Origin of the sequence: Rhodanobacter sp. MP1X3, assembly GCF_014207165.1 — a bacterium.
In the GTDB taxonomy this organism is placed as follows: domain Bacteria; phylum Pseudomonadota; class Gammaproteobacteria; order Xanthomonadales; family Rhodanobacteraceae; genus Rhodanobacter.
On record NZ_JACHCO010000001.1, the window covers coordinates 1,459,170 to 1,477,534 of the forward strand.

Consider the following 18,365-nt stretch of genomic DNA (forward strand, 5'->3'; position numbering starts at 1 on the left):
CGCTGGATTGATCTTTTGCGATAGTGTCCGGCTGTCCGCCGCAGGTGTCCGCGGACTATGTCGAAGTCGGCGATTTATTTGCAAATCACCGAAATCAAAGGACTATTTTTGGCTTGCTGGCTGGTACGGCTCTTGCCTTAGACAGTTGTTATGCCCGCTGGGGCACCTCTTCCGAAACCGGAGTCTTCCATGTTGCGCACCCTCCTCTTTCTCGCTTGCCTTGGCGCTTCCACCGCAGCGATCGCCAGCGATGCCGTTACCAGCGACCAGACGAAGCGGATCGCCGCGGATGTCATGGCGATCCTGCATGACAGCACGGCCCCTGGCGCCAGCATCGCTATCGCCAAGGATGGCCATATCGTCTACAGCCACGCTTACGGCCTGCGCAACCGTGAGCAGCGCTTGCCAGCCACCGTAGACACTCACTATGAGATCGGTTCGATCACCAAGCAGTTCACCGCTGCAGCGATCCTGCAATTGCAGGAAGCGGGTAAGTTGCGCATCGATGACAAAGTGGCAACTTATCTTCCTGATGTACCGCATGCGGCCGAGGTGACGCTGCGGCAACTGCTCTCGCATACCAGCGGCCTGCCGGAATATCTCGATGCGATGGATGCCGACCACACGATTGGCAAGCCGGCCAGCTTCGACCAGCTTATGGCGCATATCGCCGGCAAGCCGCTGGACTTTGCGCCGGGCAGCCATTGGACTTATTCCAATACCGGCTACGCCATGCTGGGCCGCATCATCGAGCTGGTCTCGCACGAATCCTTTCGGCACTATGTGCAGACCCACTTGCTCGATCCGGCAGGGATGACGCAAACCTTCACCGTGGGGGACGAGGCGCACCTGCCAGACATGGCGCTCGGCTACAGCCGCGAGAACGGGCGCATCGAGCGCGCAGGGACGATCAGCGATTCAGTGGGTGGGCCGGCAGGTTTCCTGGTCTCGACCGTCGGTGATCTGCAGAAGTGGAACCTGGCGTTGCAAGGCGGCCGGATCGTCACCCCGGCGGACTATGCCTTGATGGGTACCTCGGTGAAGACTACGGATGACGGTAATGCCGGTTATGGCTTCGGCCTGTTCATCGATACAACCAATGGTCAGCTGCGCATCGGTCATACCGGCGGTTCGCTCGGTTTCACCACAGCCAATGAGTACTACCCCAAGCAAGGCGTACAGATCATCGCCTTCACCAATGGCAAGGACGCCCCCGAGCCCGGCGAACGGATCACTACGGCGGTGTTCGAGGAGCTTTATCCCGAACTAGCAGTCGCGGCGGCGCGCCCGGCTGCTGGCGAGGACGTCGCCGCGACGGCGGCGGCGAAGGCGGTGTTCCTGCAGTGGCAGCGCGGGGAGCCGGACGCGGCGCAATTGTCCGCGAAGCTGGCGGCCAAGATGCAGGCCGGGCTGGCCAAACGGATGGGCGATAAGCTGCTTCCGTACGGTCGGCCGTCGGCTTTCGTCTTCAGGGGGAGGCGCACGGAAGGCAAGCGGCGCTGGTCCGACTACGTAATCTATTTCGGTCCGGGCAGCCGGCTGAAATTCTCGCTCGGACTGGATGCCGACGGCAAAGTCGCGTCGCTGTCCCTCGGCTGATTGCGTAGGCCTCGTGGACGTCAGCACGCCTGGCGTAAAGGCTGTCTTCGAATAACTACGGCAAGGGAGTGCAGATGCCACGCACGCGAATGCCAAGTTGGATGGGACGATGAAGGCTGGCCTGGCGAAACGGCTGGTTGGCGAGTTGGTGCCGTACGGCATTTCGTCCATGCCCGTATGCAAGGACCAGCGATCGCAGGGCGGCTTGAAATGGTTCGACTATATGATCCATTTCGGGCTGGGCAGGGTGCCGAGATTTGGCGTTGGCTTTGACGGGGCTGGCAAGCTCAGTGGACTGTCGTTTGGCCCACGCCGTTCACACGATTGCTTGAGCTGGCACCGGCTGGTGCAGCAGCTTAGCCAGTGCCAGCCACGGCGCGATATTCCAGTGGCCGCGCGCCTGTCCCGACGGTGACGGCAGCACAAATATTTGCGTTTCGCCGATAGTGCCTGGCTGCAGGCCGTAATCGACGGCGTGGCCGAGCGCGGCGCGCGCGCCGTTCTTGCTGGTGAAGGCGAGCAGGCGCGGTGCGTAATATTCGATCTTGGCGACAAGTGCGGCGGCATCGAAAGCATCGCGCGGCAGCTGATTGTCATTGCCGATGTGATGTTTGGCCAGATCGGTAAGGCCGATGCCGTAATTCGGCAGCTGTGAAAATTCCGCCGGCACCAGCAAGCGTGGCGTCAGCTCCGACTGATGCAGCGCGCGCCAGAACAGGTTGCCGGGATGGGCGTAGTACGCGCCTTCGGCGGCCGAGCGCCTGCCGGCGGCAGTGCCGCAGAACACCAGCGTGAGTCCCGCCTGCAGCACGTCGGGTAGCACATGGTCGTCATCCGCGTGCATGGAATTCTGCATCGTCAATCATCAAGCCTGATATTAGGCGGCCTGACACCATCAAGCAGGAAATCAGTGAACTGGAAACGTCCGTCGCGCAGCACGGACTCGCCTCGGCGCAGCTTCAACAGCTCGGCAAACAAGGGGCCACCAAAAGCGAGCGTATGGAATTCACCACGTTCACCGCAGGCATCGGTGCCGGAAGGTAGTTCGTCGAGCAGGGCCGTGTTGTACTCGCGGCCACAATACGCAGCATCCAGTTGCTGGGTATCCACGCAGCACAGCATCGCGCGATGTCCCTCACTGACAAAGCGTCGCGACAGTGCGGCGGTGTCCTCACCCCACAATGGGAATACCGCGCGCCAGTTGTCGCGACCGAGCTGGCGAACGCGGTAATCACGCACGTCCTGCAGGAACAGGTCGCCAAAGGCGCAATGGCGAATACCGGGCCAGCGCATGCGCGCTTCGACCAGCCCTTTGGCGTGGGCTTCCTCATAGGCGTCGTTGCTGCCGGGCCAGTCCAGCAATACTTCGATCAACGGCAGCCCGAGCGCGGCCGTTTGCGCCAACAGGATGTCACGATGGATGCCGTGCATGGCCACGCGCGAATAATTGCGATTGACCGTAGTCAACAGGCCAACCACCCGCCACTGCGGATCGGCCAGCAGCCGCTGCAGCGCCAGCAAACAGTCCTTGCCACCGCTCCAGGCCAGTAATGTCGGAGTTGCCGTCATGGCGCTACTTTACGCGATGCGGTGTCGGGAATTGAACGGGCTATGTACCCGTTGCCTACACCCCATGTACGCCCCAGCCGCCAAACTGCGCTTATGTCAATCATGGATGTCCGGGATCAGGAACGTTGGGTGCAGTTGGGCATGATGCACCGGGCTGGCCCGGGTGTTGTTGGGTAGATTGGGTGCTGTAAATCACTATGTTGCCGGTTGCCGTGAAAATGGTTCATCGACAGTCAACCGCCGCAGCCGCTATAAAGAAGCTCAATTTGGGGAGTATCTGGTGAGTGAAGAAATTCTGATCAACGTGACGCCGCGCGAGACGCGGGTCGGCGTGGTCGAGAACGGCATGTTGCAGGAGGTGCACGTTGAACGGGCCTCCAAGCGCGGCTACGTCGGCAACGTCTACAAGGGTCGCGTGCAGCGCGTGATGCCTGGCATGCAGGCAGTGTTCGTGGAGATCGGGCTGGAGCGTGCGGCGTTTCTGCACGCCTCGGACATCGTGCGCCCGATGTCGGCGCCGTCGGTTGATGGCGCCGAGTCGGCCGGCAACGGCCACACGCCCTCGATCAATGAGCTGGTGCACGAAGGCCAGGAAATTGTCGTACAGGTGGTCAAGGACCCGATCAGCACCAAGGGCGCGCGGCTGTCGGCGCACTTGTCGATTCCCTCGCGCTATCTGGTGCTGCTGCCGTACGCGCGTACCTTGGGTATTTCCACCCGGATCGAGGACGAAGCCGAGCGGCAGCGACTGAAGGACGTGCTGACACCGCTGATTGGCGAAAACCCATTGGGTTACATCGTGCGCACGAACGCGGAGGGGCAGAGCGCCGAGTCACTGGCGTTCGACGTGACCTATCTCAGTAAAGTCTGGCGCGTAGTGCAGGAAAACATCGCCAAGGCCAAGGTCGGCGAGAGGGTCTACGAAGAACTCTCGCTGCCGCTGCGCAGTTTGCGCGACATGCTCAACGACGATATCGAAAAAGTACGCATCGATTCGCACGCAACGTTCGAAAAAGTGGTGAAGTTCGTGCACAAGTTCATGCCGCATCTGGACGACCGCATCGAGCATTACGACGGCGAGCGGCCGATCTTTGACCTCTACGGCGTCGAAGACGAGATGCAGCGCGCGCTGAAAAAGGAAGTTCCGCTGAAATCCGGCGGCTATCTGATCGTGGACCAGACCGAGGCAATGACCACGATCGACGTCAATACCGGCGCCTATCTGGGTACGCGCAATCTCGAAGAGACGGTTTACCGGACCAACCTCGAAGCGGCGCAGGCGGCGTCGCGGCAGCTGCGCCTGCGCAACCTCGGCGGCATCATCATCATTGACTTCATCGACATGATCGATGAGGAGCACAAGCGCCAGGTGTTGCGCATGTTGAACAAGGGGTTGGCGCGCGACCACGCGAAGACCACGGTATATCCGATGTCGGCGCTGGGTCTGGTCGAGATGACCCGCAAGCGCACTACGGAAAGTCTTGCGCGCCAGCTGTGTGAACCCTGCGCCACCTGCAACGGTCGTGGGCAGCTGAAGACCGCCGAAACGGTGACCTACGAAATTTTTCGCGAAATCACCCGTGCGGTGCGCCAGTTCAACGCCGAGAAATTGCTGGTGATGGCCAGCCAGTCGGTAGTTACCCGCATTCTCGAAGAGGAGTCCGGCGCAGTGGCTGAACTGGAAGAGTTCATCTCGAAAAGCATACGCTTCCAGGCCGAAGAACATTATTCGCAGGAACAGTTTGATGTGGTTTTGCTGTAAGTCTGTCCCGAAATCCGGCCCGGATTACTGCGCGTGAAGGCGTTGTGGCAGCGGCGGCTGCATGGTTGCGCGCGTGCAGTGGGCTGGATCAGCGGTGTCGCGGTGATCCTGCTGGCGGTGGTGATGGCGTTGACGCAACTGCTGCTGCCGCTACTGGCCCGTCACCCTGAATGGGTGGCTGCGCAGCTCAGCGAGCGGTTGCAGCGGCCAGTCAGCTTTGCCTCGATGGAAGGGCGCTGGACGCCGTCCGGGCCGCTGTTCGTGATGCATGGTGTGACTGTCGGTGCATTGAAAGGCGCAACCGATACGCCGCTGCAGATTCCCGAGTCCGAATTGAAGCTGGATTTTGGCGGCTGGCTCGCGCCATCGCGGCACTTGGTCAACCTGCACGTGCGCGGCCTGGAGCTGGATCTGGCTCGTGACGCCGACGGTGGTTGGCACGTCAACGGTATCGGCGTGGCAGGTGGCGGAAATCAGCAGCCGCTGTCGATGGGTCCGCTGTCGATGGATATCTGGCTGGAGAATCTGCGAGTTGTCATCACCGATGCAAAGCCCGCTAAAAGCTACACGCTGCTCGCTCAGCAGTTGCGTCTGAGCCGCCAGGGCGACCATATTCGTTTCGGCGGCGTTCTGCGGCGTGACGGTGCTGCTACCGTGTTGCATGCGGCGGGGCGTTTTCGCGAGGACGGCAGCTCAGGTCATCTGTGGCTCGGTGCTCATGGCGTCGATCTCAAGCCGTTGCTGCAGGGAATCGATCTGGACGGCTATACGGCTGAGCAAGGTCACGGTCAATTGGCATCATGGCTCGACTGGCGCCGCGGAAAGCTGGTCAGCAGTACGATCCGCTTCGACCTCGATCAGCTGGCGGTGTCCCACGCCGACGGAGCACGTGCCAGCGTTTCGGCCTTGCACGGGGTTGCCGGCTTGCGCCGCATCGCCGACGGTTATGACCTGCGCTGGGCCGGCGACGACGGCAGCCTGCTGGCGCTCAGCCTGCATCAGCCCCAGGGTCAGCCAGTCAGCGTGGGCATTGCCGCCCGTGAACTGCAGCTGGCGCCGCTGTTACCTTGGCTTGCATTGAAGCCGGACCTCGGGCTACCGATGGCCCAATGGCTGGGCAGCGGACATCCGCGTGGCGATCTCAATCGCGTTGCCTTGCACTGGAATCAGACCGACGGCGTGCAGGCAGTCGATCTGGCGTTCGCTGGCTTGGGCATCGATGCCGTAGGCAAGTTGCCCGGAGTGAGTGGTCTGCATGGCGAACTGCGTGGCGACGACGAAGCGTTCTCGTTGGAGTTGCCGGCGCAGGCAACCACCCTGCAATTTCCACAGAGCTTCCGCCAGCCGTTTTCCCTGACCTCGTTGGGCGGCACGCTGGCGTTCTGGCCAGACAATGGCGACTGGCATATCGGCGTGGATGCACTGGACTTTGCCGGTACTGGCTATGCCGGTGACGCGCGTGGCGAGGTGACTTTGCCTGCGCAGGGTGGGCCGCCTTTCGTGGATATGTATGCGAATCTCGACCATGCCGACTTGCCGGTGGCAAAGCAGTATTTGCCCATCAATGCGTTACCGCCCGCCACGGTTGCGTGGTTGGATAACGCCTTGGTGGCGGGCAATATCGATCAGGCGCAGGCGCTGTTGCGCGGTAGTCTGGCCGATTGGCCGTTCCGACATAACGAGGGTCGTTTCGAGGTGCGCGCAGCGATCAGCGATCTGACGTTCGACTATGGCAAGGATTGGCCGCGTGCAGAAGGCCTGGATCTGGTCGCCAACTTCGTCAACAACGGGCTGTTGGTCGAGTCCAGCGCCGGTCATGCGCTCGGCGTCAAATCGGACAAGGCGGTTGCGTTGATCCCCGACTTTGCCACGCCCTTGCTCGACCTGAACGTGCAGGGCAGCGGTAGCGGTGCCGACCTGATGGAGTTCGTGCGCAAAAGCCCCATCGGCAATCGTCAAGCCGATATCCTGACCAAGTTGAACCTTGGCGGCAGCGGCACCGTCGATTTTCATCTTGCGTTGCCTTTGAACAAACCCGCCGACGCGCAACTGAACGGTATAGCGCAGCTGAAGGACACGGACTTCACCGCGCCGGAATGGAACCTCAAGTTGGACAAGATCAGCGGTCCATTGCGCTTTGACCTGCATGGCCTGGAGGGTGGTCCACTGGATGCCAGCTTCCGCGGACAGCCGTCCAAGCTGCAGCTGGCCATCGCCGGCGGCAACACCGATCCGAACACGACTTTTTCAGCGCAATTGACCGGCAGCTATCAGTTCACCGAAATGCTGCAGGATTATCCCTCATTGAAGTGGATTGCACAGCTGGCCGATGGCCGCAGCGATTTCACCGTAGGCTTCACGATTGCGCATGCCCCCGGTAGCGATGCGCTAACGCAGAACCTCAGCATTGATTCCCCCCTCAACGGTATCGCACTGAATCTGCCCGTGCCGCTAAAAAAGTCGGCCGATGAAACCCTGCCTCTGCACGTGGCGATTCGTCTGCCGGTTGCAGGGGCTGATGTGCAGTTGGGGCTTGGCCAGGCGATGCGCGGACACCTGCGTTTGAGCGACGGCGCGCAGAAACCGCTGGCGGCCACCCTGGCCTTGGGCAGCGTGATGCCGGATGACTTGCCTGCGCAGGGTCTGCGTATTCGCGGACATACCGATCAAATGGACGTTACCGGCTGGGTGCAGCGCGCAGTGGCCGGCGGTAGTGGCGATGGTCCGTCACTGGAGAGTATCGACATCAGTGCGGGGCAGGCTACGCTGTTTGGTTACTCGTTAGGCGCAATGCAGATCAAGGCCAAGCCACAGGCCGATGCGCTCAGCGTGGACGTCGATGCCGCCACGATGAGCGGCAATTTCAATATACCGACCCGCGAACTGGACAAGCGCGGCATCACCGCCCGGCTGCAAAAGTTGTACTGGCCCAAGGATGCGGTGGCATCGGTTGACGCAAAAGGACGTCCAATTATTGTGCCGCCCGTCAGTGCGTCGACAACCGCCGCAAACGGATCAACCGCGGCAACTACGGCAACAGCGAATACGCCGCTGAGCAATCCGGCGAACACTGGCATCAATCCCGCTGCGCTGCCACCGTTCCATCTGTGGCTTGGAGACCTGCGTCTGGGCGATGCCAAGCTCGGTGAAGCGCGCTTGGAAACCTGGCCCACACCAGCTGGGCAGCATATTGAGCAGTTGCGTGCGCTGTCCAGCCGCGTGCAGATAAACGCCAGCGGCGACTGGAATGGCACGGCTACCGATAGCCACACCCATATGAAAATCAGCTTCGCGGCGGAAGACCTCGGTGGCATGCTCAGCGCTTTCGGTTTCGAAGGCTTGGTCAACGGCGGCAAGACCAATGATCAACTCGATGCGAGCTGGCCTGGCGCGCCAAACGCTCTGACACTGGCCAGCATGGACGGTACGCTGAGCGTGCATGTGAATGATGGACGTATTCCCGAGGTGTCGTCACCGGGCGCGGGGCGTTTATTGGGTCTGGCTTCGCTGGCCGAATTGCCCCGCCGCATGACGCTGGATTTCGGTGACGTGTTCGGCAAGGGGCTGGCGTTCGACTCGATGATCGGTGATTTCCGTTTGGCCAACGGCACAGCGACCACCAATAACTTCAAGATCCATAGCCCTGCAGCGGAAATCAGCATTACCGGCCGTACCGATCTGCGCGCGAAAAAATTCGATCAGCAAATTGTCGTGGTGCCGCACGCGGGCAACAGTTTGCCGATTGTCGGCGCAGTAGTGGGCGGTCCGATCGGTGCAGCAGCAGGCTTCGCGGTACAGGGCTTGCTGGGTCACGGTTTGAACAAGGCGGTCGGCGCGCGTTACAAAATTACTGGTAGCTGGGATAAACCCGTAATGACCCTGCTCGAAAAGCATACGGCGCCGGTGTTGGGGCCGGCACCCGTTGCGCCGATGCCGATCAATGCATCCAAAGATGTCGAGCCGGCATCGGCGCAGTCAGCGGGACACTGATCAGGCCAGCTCTGATCAGGCAGATCAGGATCAGGCGACCGGCTCAGCCGGTTTGGTGCTGCCGCGGAACGGAAACAGCTGCTGGTTGATGAAACCGTCCGGCATGTAATCGCCGACTACGCCGTAACGGGCTGGAAACTTGTCGCTCGTCTTCACCGCGGTACCGAACAGGTAGTCGATAAAGGCGTAATGCGCGGCATAGTTCTTGTCGATCGCGATATCGTCGGAGGCGTGGTGCCAATGGTGGAAGTTGGGCGTCACGAATAGGTACTTCAGTGGCCCCCATGGCAGGTGCACGTTGGCGTGGTTGAACACCGCCTGGAAGCCCACGATCAGGATGTAGCCATTCATCACTGACTCGCTGAAGCCCAGTATGTACAGCGGCGCCAGCACGCAGACGCGGGTGGCGATCAATTCAAGCATGCTCTGGCGCGAGCCGGCCAGCCAGTCCATCGTCTTTACGCTGTGGTGTACTGAATGGAAGCGCCAGAGGAACGGTACCTCGTGATACGCGCGGTGCGTCCAGTACTGCGCCATGTCCGCTACCAGTACGCAGAGCAGCAGTTGCGGCACGAACCAGATGTGCTGCACGAATTGTTGGAAATCGCTGCGTACCAGCCAGCCGAACAAGTGGTGCAGCAGGAAATTCACTGTCAGCAACGCCAATCCCACGATGAAATGATTCACCGCGAAATGCTTCATGTCGGTTTGCCATTCAGGCCGGAAAATCGCCTGGCCCTTGTACAGCGGAAACAGTTTTTCGATCACCACGAAGATCAATGTGGAACCGAGCAGGTCGAGGATGAACCAGTCCAGGCCGATATACGGCGTGTGATCCGGAAAATTGCCGACTGGCACGCGCGAGCCGCCCAGCGCCACTGCGGCGATTACGAGCACAAACGACGTGATATTGATGTTGCGCTGGCGGTTGAGTATCAGGTTGCCGAGCGACAGTGCGCCGGCAATCAGCAGTGCGCCAAACAGTGCCTGACGCAGCACATCTACCGAGTATTTGACGCGTAGCTCGGGCGTGGTGAGGTACTGCGGAAAGTGGAAAGCCAGTACGCCGAGCAGGCACAGGATCGCCAGCGACATGGCGATCGCAGTGGTGACCATCGCCTTGCCGGGCGCGAGCTCACCGCTGCCGCGGAACATTTCGCGGGTGTCGTCGACCACGATGCCGATGCGCTCGGCGGGCGCGATCACTGCAACATTGACCAGCTTGTGTGCGAACTTGCGTCGTGAGGGATGCGTCATCAGCGTTCCTGCGTCAAAGAGTGCATGTGCGACGGCCTATCCGGCCGTCTAGCGCATGGTAGCGCCAAGTTTGGGCAGTGGTCATGTCAGTGCAGGCCGCGATATCGATGCTGACCGGGCTTGCGGCGGCAGGCTTTAAGCCGCAGGATTTGACCTTATCTAGTAAGCAATTCAACTGCACCAGAAACGGCAGGACCCCATGGATTCACTGATTGCCCAGGCCGAGCGCCGCCTGCTTGCGCCAGGCGGCATTGCCGCCACCGACCTCGACCGCGTGTTCAACCAGCTGATGGGCCCGTCGATCGACGCGGCCGACCTGTATTTTCAGCATTCGCGCAGCGAGTCGTGGCTGCTGGAAGAGGGCATCGTCAAGGACGGTAGCCACTCGATCGAGCAAGGCGTTGGCGTGCGCGCCATCAGCGGCGAGAAAACCGGCTTCGCCTATTCCGATGAAATCGTGATGCCACAGCTGCTGGATGCTTCGCGCGCGGCGCGCGCGATCGCCCACGATGGCAACGGCGCCGGCAAGCCGCTGGCCCTGAATGGCGCGCGTCAGCTGTATCCGGCGATCGATCCGGTCGACAGCCTGCCCAATCCCGAGAAGATCGCGCTGCTGCGCGAGGTCGATGCGTACGCGCGCTCGCGCGATCCGCGCATCAAGCAGGTGATCGTCAGCATTGCCGCCACCATCGACACCATTCTGATTGCCGCCTCAGATGGCACCCTGGCCGCCGACGTGCGTCCGCTGGTACGCCTCAACGTGCAGGTGATTGCCGAGCAGAACGGCCGCCGCGAGCAGGGTCATTCCGGCGGCGGCGGCCGCTATGGTTATCGCGAGCTGATCGAGAACGGCCGCGCGCTGGCCTTTGCCGACGAAGCCGTGCGCCAGGCGCTGGTGAACCTCGATTCCGTCGATGCACCGGCTGGCAACATGACGGTGGTACTCGGTCCCGGCTGGCCCGGCGTGCTGCTGCACGAGGCGATCGGCCATGGCCTGGAGGGCGACTTCAACCGCAAGGGCAGCTCTGCCTTCTCTGGCCGCATCGGCCAGCGCGTGGCTGCCAAGGGCGTGACCATCGTCGACGACGGCACGCTGCCGGGTCGCCGCGGCTCGCTCAGCATCGACGACGAAGGCACGCCGACCGAGTGCACCACGTTGATCGAGGACGGCATCCTCAAGGGCTACATGCAGGACAAGCTCAACGCACGACTGATGGGGATGGCGCCCACCGGCAACGGTCGCCGCGAATCATTCACGTCGTTGCCGATGCCGCGCATGACCAACACCTACATGCTGGCTGGCCAGCACGATCCGGCCGAGATCATCCGCTCGGTCAAGAAGGGTCTGTATGCGCCCAACTTCGGCGGCGGTCAGGTCGACATCACCAGCGGCAAGTTTACCTTCACCGCCAGCGAGGCCTACCTGATCGAGGACGGCAAGATCACCCGTCCGGTGAAGGGTGCCACGCTGATAGGCAGCGGCCCCGAGGTGCTCAACCGCGTCTCGATGATCGGCAATGATCTGAAGCTCGACGAAGGCGTCGGCGTCTGCGGCAAGGATGGTCAGAGCGTGCCGGTGGGCGTTGGTCAACCGACGCTGAAGATCGACGGTATGACGGTAGGCGGCACGGCGTCGTAACGCATATGGAATTTGGTTTGTCTTGAATTTAAGCGCAGTTGAAGAGTGAGTGCGATGCCGGGGGCCTTATGGCAATTTGCGGATTTCGGCGCTTGCCTCTGTTGCTAAGAATGCCCGCAATTGCTTGATGTTCCGTCAAAGCTTCATCAACGTTTCGCTATAAGCGGAGTTACCGTTAGCGTCGACAAAATTCGCGTCCCACCGTGCCACTATCCTTCGCCTAACGAGATCGAACGGCGTGACCGCGTCTTTTCGTTCTGGAAAGCGTCTGATATTTGCGGCCTGCAGCGCGAGAATATCTCGATCCTGGTTAGCGACCCTGCGAATCAGTGGCCATACGAATAATCGAACGGCCCATGCCGGCGCCCAGCGGCCATCGATATGCAGTGTGCCAAATACGTTGGTTCGATGGCTGGACTCCGGGGACACATGGATTGATATGCGTACGCGGCTGCCGTTGCGGTAACCATAGTCCAGTTGAACGGAACCCGGCTCGTAGAAGTGCGCGCGCTCGAACTCGCGTGGTGATTCAAACAGTCGATAAATCAAGCCCGATTGCTGCGCATTGCCCTTGTAGTCGACCGTAAAGCCGCTGGCTGTTGTCGAGCACGACGCGACCGTATCGCGTCGTGTCGCGGAAAAGCGGATAAGGCCGCGGTGGACAAAGTGCGTATGCAGGGGATCAAGCACATTCTCCAGGATGTCCGCTGCGCCCGCGTGCCATGTCGACTGCCATATAAATCGTCGATTTTCATCTGCAAGGCTCTGAATGGCTGGAGGAATGCTAGTGTCGTTGTTGCGCTCCAGTCTCGCCCATACGAACCCGCCGTTTTCCATGACGTCGATCGCACGCGCGCGAACATTGGGCAGACAATTACCGACGGGCATTCCCGGAAGTTCGACGAGCGTACCCGATGGATCAAAACGCCAGCCGTGATAGGCGCATTGCAGCGTGCGGTCAACAATGCGCCCGGCTGAAAGGGGAACCTGCCGATGCGGGCAACGGTCTTCGTAACCGACGACGTTCTTTCCGTCTACTCTGGCGAGGACGATGGGTTGCTTGAGCAGTATTGCCGCGACGGGCTTCGTGCCGATGCGATCCGCACGCCCGACAACAAACCATTTTTGATACAGCTCAGCGGGCCAGGAAGTCATAGCTTGTACCGCCTCATGATGGGCACGCCAATATGACGCGTCGCCGCACCCAGGATTTTGAGCGCAACCTGCGTGCGTTGGGGAAGGTGGCTTGCGAACACGGCGCTGTACTCAATCGCCGGTTGACCGCCGCGCTGTCGTTTGAAGTGCGCTACGCCAGCGCTGAGGTTAACCAGGCATGTGTCTGTAGCTGCCTGGCGCATCACGAGTGCCGAAAGCATGCGATACAAACCAAGCTTTGCAGGTAGCGACGTGTTGTAGCCAACGATGGGCGAGGTCAAGAGATTGCCAAAGCGGATGATACCCACGGCCCCCTGGAGTACCCCGGCCTCATCGCGTATGCCGCTAAGTTCCAGCAGCCCCCCTTGCGACCACGCCTTGATAAGTGTCCAGTCATAAAACGGATTGAGCGCGGAGTACTTGTGCATATACAAATCTGCGTAGAGCTCTGCGATTCGCCGAAAATCCGCATCATCAAAATCACGGGCGATTCGGTTATTTCGATCAGTTTGGCGCAGCAGCGCGAGGTCGCGTTTCAAATCCGTTCTGTGCAGTGCGAGTTTGGCAACATCCTCAAATAGGTAGACCTGGCGGCTGGGTACCATGATGCACCCACGGTCGGACAGCGCGCGTAGCCAGTCGGCGTGATGGGCGCTGTTGAGCGACCTCAACCAGATCGCATGCGTCGGATAACGACGCATTGCCTCTGCCAAAACCTGGTCAAGCCCAACCCCACCCAGGTCGGGATACGCATTGGTGGAAACCAGCCAGTTATTTATCGCTACGGCGCGATCAATAGATGCGTGGCGCAACCAACTGCCAACTCCTCTGGCGAGCCCTTTCAACGGTGCAGTGATCAGCGGATGGCCAAGGCGTTCAACCTCCTCCATGGCGTAGCTCGCGTAGGTCGTCAAGGGTGAACAGACCCATGCGTTATCGGGCTCGGCGTCGTTAACCGTCACGGGAAACAATGCGCCACCCGCTTCGATGGCATCAACCTCAGTCTGGACGTTGGCAATAAAAGGTCGTGTTGGTCGTCGCCGGTGAATACGCAGATACGCATCCGCTTTGGCATTGAACTCGTCCAGCTTTACGACAGGTACGGCGGTCATAGCGCAGCCAGTGGGTCGCCATCCCATTCGATATCACAGGTAGCCGCTTGACGCAGGTTGCAGCGATTCTGCACTGCCAGCCTTGCGTAGGAACCAAAGTCCAATAGCCCGCCGAAGAACGGCAGCGGATCGCGCGGCGCTGCGATCACATCAACCCCCCGTCGGAAATCCTGCCACCAGAGGCCGACACGCGAATCACGTAATGCCTGCGCACCACCGGCGACTAACATCACGGCTGAAATCATCCGTGCCGCATGATTCGCCGGAACGACGCAATCGGTGGCAGCACCCGCCAGCGCGGCCGGCAATGCGTCGTCCAGGCCGAACAGATGAACACCACTGATCGCGCGTGGATTGCACTCCAGCACTTGTGCGTTGCCGTTATCGGCTTCGATCCAGTCGAACGATAATTGCCCGGTGTAGTCCATCTTGCGTGCGAACATATCGACAAACTTTTGGATGGCTGGTGAGGGACAGGCTTCGAAAAAGAAACTGGAACTTGCCTGAAGCCGGTAGCTGGGACGATAGGTGACATGGGCAAGCAAGCGCCCACGGTCGATCACGCTGTAAGAGCACAGTTCGCGTCCATGGCAAAATCGCTGGACGACCCATCGCCCGGGGACGTCGAACGGCTTGGCATCGGCTGGGATACCGTTCGGGTGCAGGCGTACATGCACGCCGAAGCGGGAGTATTCCGGTTTGAGTACCACCGGGTCGGTACCTGCCCAGCTCCGCGCCTGCTCAAGTGTATCGACGCATGCACTCTCGGGAACGACAGCGCCACAACCTTGCGCTGCTTCAAGGAATCGCCATTTACTATGCAACGTGTCCATCGTATCGAACACGCCGACGGCGACTCGTGCGGATTCCGGCAATAACGCACGATAGCGCGAGAGATAAAATACTTCCTCGCAAGTCGGTAGGACGAGATCAATGCGGTGGGTACGGATGGCGTGGGAGAGGCCGTCAACATACGCGCGGGATGCAAAGCGCGCTGATGGTAGCGTTACAGTTGACGTAACTGAGCGAGACCACCCTGACATCCTGCAGGGGATGCTGTCTCCGATCGTCACCGTCCAGCCCTGATGCGCAAAACGTCGTGCGTGGTCCAGCGCGGCGGGAGCCCGCCCGCCCAAGATGAGTACGTTAGGCATGAAACTCCCCAGGGACGTCAATCAAACGGCGAACCCGCCGGCATTTCTGCGTAGCAGGACGTTCTGCCCAAACGTCGAACTCTATTTGAGGAACCGCAGCGCCAATACGCCGAGTGCATTCCACGAGTGCTTCTCGGACGTTATCCTGCTGGGTCGACGTGAGAGTAGGGCTTACGCCAATGCGTAGTGTGGCGGGTCCGCATTGCTCGATTTGATATTGATCCGCCGACGGAATGGCATTCAGCAGTGCACGTGAGAGGACGTCCGGAAACATCGGCACAACGCCTGTGCCTGCAAATTTGGGTAACCACACAATGTCATCCTCTCTCCCCTCGATCCGTTCGAGTGCGATAAATGGCGAACCGCACGGACAAGCTTGCTCGCGCTCTACCAAAATGTCGTTTAGACGATAGCGGATGACAGGCTGGGTACTGCGATAAAGATCCGTGATGATCGGAGCGAAACGACGCGTCGCGCGATCAATCCAGTCTCGTTCGACGATAAGGCAATCCTCGTTGAGGTGGATAACTCCCTGTGCGCAGGTATGGCCGAGAAATCCTTCGGTCGCCTGGTAGATCTGCTCAATGGGCACGCGGAAAGTATCGGTCACGCGCGCCGCATCGAGCGGATCAAGCACTTCGGCTACAGCAATGATGCGCGTGGGACAGATATTTATTTGCCCAGACTTCACGGCAGCGGCGACCAGTGCGATAACGCTTGGCGGCCCCACCAGAATTGTCGGTTGGAAATGGTCAAGTCTTGCAATCACCTGATCGAATGGCATTGCCAGATCAAAGTGTTGAAAACGAAGCCGCACGCCGCCGGAAAGGGTTTCGTAGAGGTTGCTACCCGCTCGCAACAACAGCGCGATTCTCGCGGGCGCGAAGATGCCCGCTGGCAACAGCTTCGCGAGCAAGGTGCCCGCCCAACGCAACCGCTCCGATCGACTGGCGAGAAAAATGCCGCGGGCACCGGACGTACCCGTCGACATGCCAACGGCCGTACCTTTCAGCATGGGATTGAAGTCGCGCGTACGTTCCGCTTCCTCGGCGACACGCATTGCGTCCTCCAGCACGACATGCAAAGTGTTGATGTCATTGAAATGCTTCATCCATTGCTGCTTGTCGATGAGCGGATAGTCGTGAAATTGTCGCCGGCCATACGGTGCGTATAAGGGAGATTTCGTCAGCACGTGATCCGCCAGGTGGCGCCATTGCTTCTGCTGATGTTTCACCACATCCGCACGGCTTCGAAACCGTCGTAGGCGTCGGGCCGAGGCGTATTGCCATAGCAATCCCAATCCTTCGGTCACGCGGCTCACCACTGCATCCATTCATTGCAATGCGAGGGTAATATGCGGATCTCCGGCGCATTGACTGCTAGCCGATGCAGTCGCTGCAACGTATCGCGGTAAACCCGCGTATCTCCCAACCAGCCGGTGACGAGTGATGGGGGTGGCACCCCTTCGCGGATGGCTTGAGACGACCAGGCGGCGTCTGCAACCAGAAATATAGACTTCCCTTTTGCATCCTCAAACAACAAGCCGTAGTGGCCAGCCGCGTGACCTGGCAACGACACCGCAAGCATGCTCGCGTCACCAAAGAGATCGTGTCCGCGACCAAATTCGATCAACTCGGGAGGGAGATCACGCAGCGGAGCATCTTCAATCCAGCTGACCCGCTCGAGAAAATCATCGGGCAGCAGCTTCGGTAGTAGTCCGACCCGGAGCGAACCCAGACGGGTGCGCGAGCAAAGATCTTCCCAGGCCGCACGAGAACAAATGAGCGCCGCCTCAGGAAAATCCAATAGTCCGCCGACGTGGTCGCCGTGGAAATGCGATAGCACGATGTGTTTGATGTCCAGGGGCGACAAGCCTGCGCAAGTCAACTGCGAACGCAACGACCCGCTGTCCTGCAATTGCACAGGGGTGACTGTGCGATAAAGGCGCTCCGGAAGATGCCTCGTGGCATGAAGAAAATGCTCCGAGTAACCCGTGTCGAAAAGTATGTTTCCCCACTGCGGATGATCGAGGAAAAACGTCAATGCGGGAAAACGCGCTACCGCGAGTGGGGCGCCCCTCCGGGTCGCGCATTCGGCATGCGTGCAATAACCCGCTTCATAGATATGCCATTCAATATTGGACACGAGACTTCCACCATTGGGCAAAACGGGCGATGCCTTCGATAACGCTGATCGTCGGCGCGTATCCCAGCTGCTGGCGTGCGGCAGAAATATCCAGCGTTTGTGAGAAGCCGAGGACGCCCACACCGTAGCGACTCAAGCGAGGCTCTGGACGTCCCGGCATTACATTGGCAATCGTCTCGGCCGCGCCGCCGAGGGCGATAGCAACACTGCGCGGCAATGGAATCATTCTTACCTTCAAGTCCAATGCGCTGAAGAGATGGTGCAACAATTCACGCACTTGCATGGATTCACCATTAGTGATGTTGAATGCGCGACCGTCAACAGGCACGGTGTATTCCATGCTGGCTTGCACGGCTGCTACAACGTTGGCCACGTATGTGACATCAATCAGTGCTTTTCCGTCGCCAATCCTTGGAAACCACCCGCGCTGCGCCAATCCAAGCAAGCGGGGAAATATGGCGCGATCGCCCTCACCAAACACTGCCCTCGGCCGAAGAATTACGGCGGGAAGCCCTGCCGATACCGCCTCCCTCACGCATTGCTCAGCCAGCCATTTGGTTTCGGCATAGGGGTTGATCCATTTGCGGGGCGGTTCAAAAGCCTCGGGTGTATTGAACTGATCGCCGAGGCGGAAATAAATACTGGGCGAAGAGAAATGTACGAAACGTCGAACACCAGACTGTCGGGATGCATCCAGTAATCGCTTGGTGGCAAGCACGTTCGCCGCCATGAATTGCTCGCGCCTACCCCATGGTGATGACAACGCGGCGCAGTGCACGACCACGTCGGTCTCGTCAGTCAGTGGCGACAAAGGGTCGCTCGAAAGATCGCGGACCCACGAGCGCAATCCCGCACGGGAAAGAACGTCGAGCCGAGCCACGTCCCGACCTGTTGCGATTACCTCATGCCCTTGCGCGTGAAAATGCTTTGCTACATGGGAACCGATAAACCCGGAGGCGCCCGTCACCAGGATACGCGTCATG

The 18,365-nt window shown here is 60.0% G+C and carries 13 protein-coding genes; 4 read left to right on the forward strand and 9 right to left on the reverse strand.

Annotated elements, in window-relative coordinates:
* The first annotated feature begins 189 nt into the window (after positions 1 to 189).
* Positions 190 to 1,599, forward strand: a complete 1,410-nt coding sequence (locus HDE79_RS06140; RefSeq protein ID WP_184600972.1) for a serine hydrolase domain-containing protein — start codon at positions 190 to 192, stop codon at positions 1,597 to 1,599.
* Positions 1,600 to 1,915: 316 nt separating this feature from the next.
* Here HDE79_RS06140 and HDE79_RS06145 read toward each other — a convergent pair whose 3' ends face one another.
* Both HDE79_RS06145 and HDE79_RS06150 read right to left on the reverse strand, forming a co-directional pair.
* Complete coding sequence (locus tag HDE79_RS06145) at positions 1,916 to 2,455, reverse strand: mismatch-specific DNA-glycosylase (protein ID WP_255488260.1); 540 nt, start codon at positions 2,453 to 2,455, stop codon at positions 1,916 to 1,918.
* Between the two features lie 2 nt (positions 2,456 to 2,457).
* On the reverse strand, positions 2,458 to 3,168 hold the full coding sequence (locus tag HDE79_RS06150; RefSeq protein WP_184600973.1) for an ATP-binding protein: 711 nt from the start codon (positions 3,166 to 3,168) through the stop codon (positions 2,458 to 2,460).
* 280 nt (positions 3,169 to 3,448) lie between these two features.
* Here HDE79_RS06150 and rng point away from each other — a divergent pair, with 280 nt between their 5' ends.
* Both rng and HDE79_RS06160 read left to right on the forward strand, forming a co-directional pair.
* Complete coding sequence (gene rng / locus HDE79_RS06155; RefSeq protein WP_184600974.1) at positions 3,449 to 4,930, forward strand: ribonuclease G; 1,482 nt, start codon at positions 3,449 to 3,451, stop codon at positions 4,928 to 4,930.
* Positions 4,931 to 4,963: 33 nt separating this feature from the next.
* Entirely contained in the window at positions 4,964 to 8,920 is a 3,957-nt protein-coding gene (locus tag HDE79_RS06160; protein ID WP_184600975.1) for a YhdP family protein, read from the forward strand.
* 30 nt (positions 8,921 to 8,950) lie between these two features.
* Here the strand turns inward: HDE79_RS06160 and HDE79_RS06165 are convergent, their stop codons facing one another.
* Positions 8,951 to 10,177, reverse strand: coding sequence for a sterol desaturase family protein (locus HDE79_RS06165; protein ID WP_184600976.1), 1,227 nt, complete (start codon positions 10,175 to 10,177; stop codon positions 8,951 to 8,953).
* A gap of 199 nt (positions 10,178 to 10,376) precedes the next feature.
* Here HDE79_RS06165 and tldD point away from each other — a divergent pair, with 199 nt between their 5' ends.
* The gene (tldD, locus tag HDE79_RS06170) at positions 10,377 to 11,816 is read left to right on the forward strand and encodes a metalloprotease TldD (protein WP_184600977.1); all 1,440 of its coding nucleotides are present in this window, start codon (positions 10,377 to 10,379) and stop codon (positions 11,814 to 11,816) included.
* 135 nt (positions 11,817 to 11,951) lie between these two features.
* Here the strand turns inward: tldD and HDE79_RS06175 are convergent, their stop codons facing one another.
* The 6 genes from HDE79_RS06175 to HDE79_RS06200 all read right to left on the reverse strand — a co-directional run bounded on the left by HDE79_RS06175 (position 11,952) and on the right by HDE79_RS06200 (position 18,364).
* Positions 11,952 to 12,971: a Rieske 2Fe-2S domain-containing protein gene (locus tag HDE79_RS06175; RefSeq protein ID WP_184600978.1), complete on the reverse strand. Its 1,020-nt coding sequence runs from the start codon at positions 12,969 to 12,971 to the stop codon at positions 11,952 to 11,954.
* Entirely contained in the window at positions 12,968 to 14,083 is a 1,116-nt protein-coding gene (locus tag HDE79_RS06180) for a hypothetical protein (RefSeq protein WP_184600979.1), read from the reverse strand. Before HDE79_RS06180 ends, HDE79_RS06175 begins: the two co-directional genes overlap by 4 nt.
* The gene (locus tag HDE79_RS06185; RefSeq protein WP_255488261.1) at positions 14,080 to 14,928 is read right to left on the reverse strand and encodes an ATP-grasp domain-containing protein; all 849 of its coding nucleotides are present in this window, start codon (positions 14,926 to 14,928) and stop codon (positions 14,080 to 14,082) included. Before HDE79_RS06185 ends, HDE79_RS06180 begins: the two co-directional genes overlap by 4 nt.
* Before the next feature lie 301 nt (positions 14,929 to 15,229).
* Positions 15,230 to 16,558 carry a F390 synthetase-related protein gene (locus tag HDE79_RS06190; protein WP_184600981.1) on the reverse strand — a complete coding sequence of 443 codons (1,329 nt, stop codon included), beginning with the start codon at positions 16,556 to 16,558 and terminating at the stop codon, positions 15,230 to 15,232.
* A complete protein-coding gene (locus tag HDE79_RS06195; protein WP_184600982.1) occupies positions 16,555 to 17,382 on the reverse strand; it encodes an MBL fold metallo-hydrolase in 828 nt (275 codons plus the stop codon). Before HDE79_RS06195 ends, HDE79_RS06190 begins: the two co-directional genes overlap by 4 nt.
* Positions 17,369 to 18,364, reverse strand: coding sequence for an NAD(P)-dependent oxidoreductase (locus HDE79_RS06200; protein WP_184600983.1), 996 nt, complete (start codon positions 18,362 to 18,364; stop codon positions 17,369 to 17,371). Before HDE79_RS06200 ends, HDE79_RS06195 begins: the two co-directional genes overlap by 14 nt.
* Between the last annotated feature and the right edge of the window lies 1 nt (position 18,365).